Below are 3355 nucleotides of genomic sequence, written 5' to 3' on the forward strand. Positions count from 1 at the left end.
TAATAGAGCAGAGCAGTGAAGGCGTGGAAGCAGGGGAAAAGGTAAAAATAGAGCTTTACAGGAATAAAAATGAAGTGGAAAACACTATCGTCATAATAGGGAGTCACGATCTTATTCTTGATATAACAGCTGATATGATGCCGGGAAAATATAACAATATGTTTGTTTCCAGCACTCATGTAGGCAGTATGGGCGGACTGATGTCTCTGAAGCGCGGCGAGGCGCATATGGCTCCAATACATTTGCTGGACGAAGAAACAGGGCAGTACAATGTACCTTATGTAAAGCGTTTGTTTAAGGAGCCTATGGCCATAATAAAGGGAGTTAACAGAATTCAGGGAATAATGGTCAAGAAGGGCAATCCTTTAGGTATAAAAGGCATAGAGGATCTGGAAAATCCTGATGTAAGATATGTCAACAGACAGAGAGGTGCAGGCACCAGAGTGCTGCTGGATTACAAGCTTAAACAGCTGGGCTTGGACAGTGAGAAAATAAACGGATATGACAGGGAAATGGCAACTCATATGGCGGTGGCAGCAGCTGTGGCCAGCGAAAGTGCCGATGCGGGAATGGGCGTGCTGTCGGCGGCAAGAGCCATGGGACTGGATTTTATAGAGGTGGCATATGAAGAGTATGATTTTGCAGCGCCCGTAAGATTTCTGGAGCTGCCTCACATCAAAGCATTTACAGATATTATAAAAAGCCCGGAATTCAAAAAAGAGCTTGACCGTCTGGGCGGATACACAAGTGATGCTTCAGGCAGAATAGTTTTGGTTTAGTTGGCTGCTATAAAAAGTTTAATTCCGACGAGTATAAGGAAAACAAAAAAGCCTATGGCAAGGGATTTTGATTTGCTTGCAGTGAATTTATAACCGAAAAGATAACCTGCCAGTCCCATGATTAAAGCTCCCAATATAGTTGTCAATTTGAACATATTTTCATCCTTACTTAAAAATTCTGATAACGATATATATTTATATATTATATAGGGTTTCACACAAAAAACAATATCCATATTGGTACTTCTGCATATAATCAAATAGAGATTTAAGATTATTATGATAAGAGGTGTATCAAATTGAGCAGAATAAAGATTTTTTCTGTATTGTTTGCAGCAGTAGCTGCTGCTGGCGGATCGCTGCTTCATTTTACGTATGAATGGCTTGGGGGGAAAGGATGGTCTTTTGTAAGTGCTGTAAATGAAAGCACGTGGGAACATTTGAAATTATTGTTTTGGCCGGTGGCAGCTCTTACGGCTTTGGAATATTTTGTATACGGCAGAAAAACTGAGAATTTTCTTTTTATAAGATTGGTTTCTTTGTTGTCTGGAATGATAATAATAGTAGCAGCATTTTATACTTATTCAGGTGTATTGGGATATAATTTCTTGGCTGCTGATATAACTGTATTTTTGATGGGAGTAGCTGCCGTATATGTGATTGGATATATGATGATGAAAAATAAAAATTCCGGAGAGCTGTCAGAGGCAGACACATCTTTTCTTTCTGTATGTTCTCTGGCAGCGTTAATGGCGTTGGCTGTATTATTTATGATATTTACTTATGAGCCTCCCAGTATAGGGCTATTTCAGGATCCTGTCACCGGAAAATATGGCATATGATTGTAATACCCGAATCTTTTATAAAAGATCCGGGTATTATTTTGCTTTTGAAATTGTTTTTTTATATAATAAAAATATATAATAATTAGAAAACATATTCAAAGAGGAGGATATATAATGAACGAATTCTTACTGTTTGCTTTTTTATTCTTTATAGGAAGTTGTCTCGGATGGTGTATGGAGTTACTGTTTAGACGTTTTGTTTCAAAAAATAACCCGAGAAGAAACTGGATAAATCCGGGTTTTCTCGCAGGTCCTTATCTCCCTTTATATGGATTTGGTCTTTGGGGTATGTATGAAGTATCTCACGTAATAAAATTGCTCGTTACCGGCAATATCTTTATAGATGTGTTTATTATTTTTTTAATAATGGCAATAATAATGACCATAATAGAATTTATAGCCGGTCTTATATTTGTAAAAGGAATGAATGTAAAATTATGGGATTACAGTGGGGAGAAGTTTAATATAAAAGGCGTGATATGCCTGAAGTTCACTGTCATATGGGGAGTTTTGGGATCGGTTTACTATTTTACGATAAATACACGTGTGGAAAACTGGGTGGACTGGCTTTCTGCACATCTGACATTTTCTTTTTTTATCGGACTGTTTTTCGGAGTTTTTTTAGTAGATTTGTGTTATACTTTGCAGCTATCGGTTAAAATCAGAAAATTTGCCGTAGACAATCAATTTATTGTTAAGTATGAGGAATTGAAACACTTTATAAGTGAGCAGAGAAAAGAGTTAAAGGAAAAAGGAAGTTTTATACTTGCATTTAAGACAGACAAGCCTTTTAAGGAAAATTTAGAGCGTTATTTGGAAAGGTCGATAGAAACAGGGAAGAAAAAATTTGAAGAAGCAAAAAAAGATATGAAAACAAAAATGAAAAGTCGGGAAAATAAGAGATAGAAAAAAGAGTATAAAGGGGATAGATGTATGAAGGAAGTTGTAGATAAAATAAGAGCAGCTGAAAAGAAGGCTGCAGAATTAAAAGCCGAAGCTGTATCAGAAGCGGAATATAACCTTAAGAAAGTAAGAGAAAAAGGAAAAAAATATGTAGATGATACTGTAGCCAGTGCCGGCAGAAGTGCAGCGCTCATGATAAAGCAGGCAGAGGAAGAAACCGCCGAGGCTGCTGCAGAAAAAATAAAAGAAGCAGATGAAAGAGCCGGACAGATTATGATGTCAGCTGAGCATAAAATAGATGAAGCAGCTGATAGAATCGTTGAAAGGATCATGGGCAGTATATGATAGAAAGGATGGAGAAAATCTGCATCTACAGCGTGAAAGATCAGACAGATGATGTTGTGGAAGATATTTTGAAATGTGGAGTCATACAACCGATCCATGCACAGTCTGTAGTACCGGATGAGATAAAACATGTTTTGGAGGAATGTGAAATATCTGACATTTCAAAAGAGGAAGAACTGATTAATAGAATAGAGAACGGAATTACCGTTTTAAAAAAATTTTCCGCAGAGAAAAATCTTTTTAAGAAACGACCCTTTATTACGTATAAAGAACTTACAGAGGAAAAAGTAATTTCCCAAAGTATAGAGATATGTGACAAGATTGAAAAAGCGGAAGAAAGAATAAGTAAGCTGAGAAGAGATTTAGCTGAGATGATTTTCAGAGAAAAATCGTTGGTCCCGTGGGCATCCTTTGATATTCCTGCTGAAAAATGCAGGACGGAGTCGGCGGAAACATACTTTTGTGTGCTGCAGGGGCAGAAAA

6 protein-coding genes are annotated in these 3355 nt (G+C 37.1%); 5 read left to right on the forward strand and 1 reads right to left on the reverse strand.

The genetic code is table 11. The annotated features are described in order from the left end of the window. Positions 1-779, forward strand: a 779-nt coding sequence (locus tag ACLR96_RS10125; protein WP_412265855.1) for a substrate-binding domain-containing protein, incomplete at its 5' end; no start/stop codon positions are given. On the opposite strand, the gene ACLR96_RS10130 is transcribed toward ACLR96_RS10125, so the two are convergent. Then, positions 776-934, reverse strand: coding sequence for a hypothetical protein (locus ACLR96_RS10130; protein ID WP_177269858.1), 159 nt, complete (start codon positions 932-934; stop codon positions 776-778). The genes ACLR96_RS10125 and ACLR96_RS10130 overlap by 4 nt on opposite strands. 144 nt (positions 935-1078) lie before the next feature. Here ACLR96_RS10130 and ACLR96_RS10135 point away from each other — a divergent pair, with 144 nt between their 5' ends. The 4 genes from ACLR96_RS10135 to ACLR96_RS10150 all read left to right on the forward strand — a co-directional run. Then, on the forward strand, positions 1079-1621 hold the full coding sequence (locus tag ACLR96_RS10135; RefSeq protein WP_177269856.1) for a DUF6512 family protein: 543 nt from the start codon (positions 1079-1081) through the stop codon (positions 1619-1621). Between the two features lie 117 nt (positions 1622-1738). After that, on the forward strand, positions 1739-2530 hold the full coding sequence (locus tag ACLR96_RS10140) for a putative ABC transporter permease (protein WP_177269854.1): 792 nt from the start codon (positions 1739-1741) through the stop codon (positions 2528-2530). Positions 2531-2557: 27 nt separating this feature from the next. Continuing rightward, the gene (locus ACLR96_RS10145) at positions 2558-2872 is read left to right on the forward strand and encodes a hypothetical protein (RefSeq protein WP_177269852.1); all 315 of its coding nucleotides are present in this window, start codon (positions 2558-2560) and stop codon (positions 2870-2872) included. Next, positions 2869-3355: hypothetical protein (locus ACLR96_RS10150; protein ID WP_412265858.1), on the forward strand; the 487-nt coding region annotated here is incomplete at its 3' end. The genes ACLR96_RS10145 and ACLR96_RS10150, both read left to right, overlap by 4 nt.

The sequence above is a fragment of the Lentihominibacter sp. genome, assembly GCF_046951855.1.
Taxonomy (GTDB): domain Bacteria; phylum Bacillota; class Clostridia; order Peptostreptococcales; family Anaerovoracaceae; genus Lentihominibacter; species Lentihominibacter hominis.

Excerpts from the sequence above, each read along its gene's own strand:
- ACLR96_RS10140 (WP_177269854.1), top strand. The coding sequence starts at position 1,739 with ATGAACGAATTCTTACTGTTTGCTTTTTTATTCTTTATAGGAAGTTGT.
- ACLR96_RS10130 (WP_177269858.1), bottom strand. The coding sequence starts at position 934 with ATGTTCAAATTGACAACTATATTGGGAGCTTTAATCATGGGACTGGCA.
- ACLR96_RS10145 (WP_177269852.1), top strand. The coding sequence starts at position 2,558 with ATGAAGGAAGTTGTAGATAAAATAAGAGCAGCTGAAAAGAAGGCTGCA.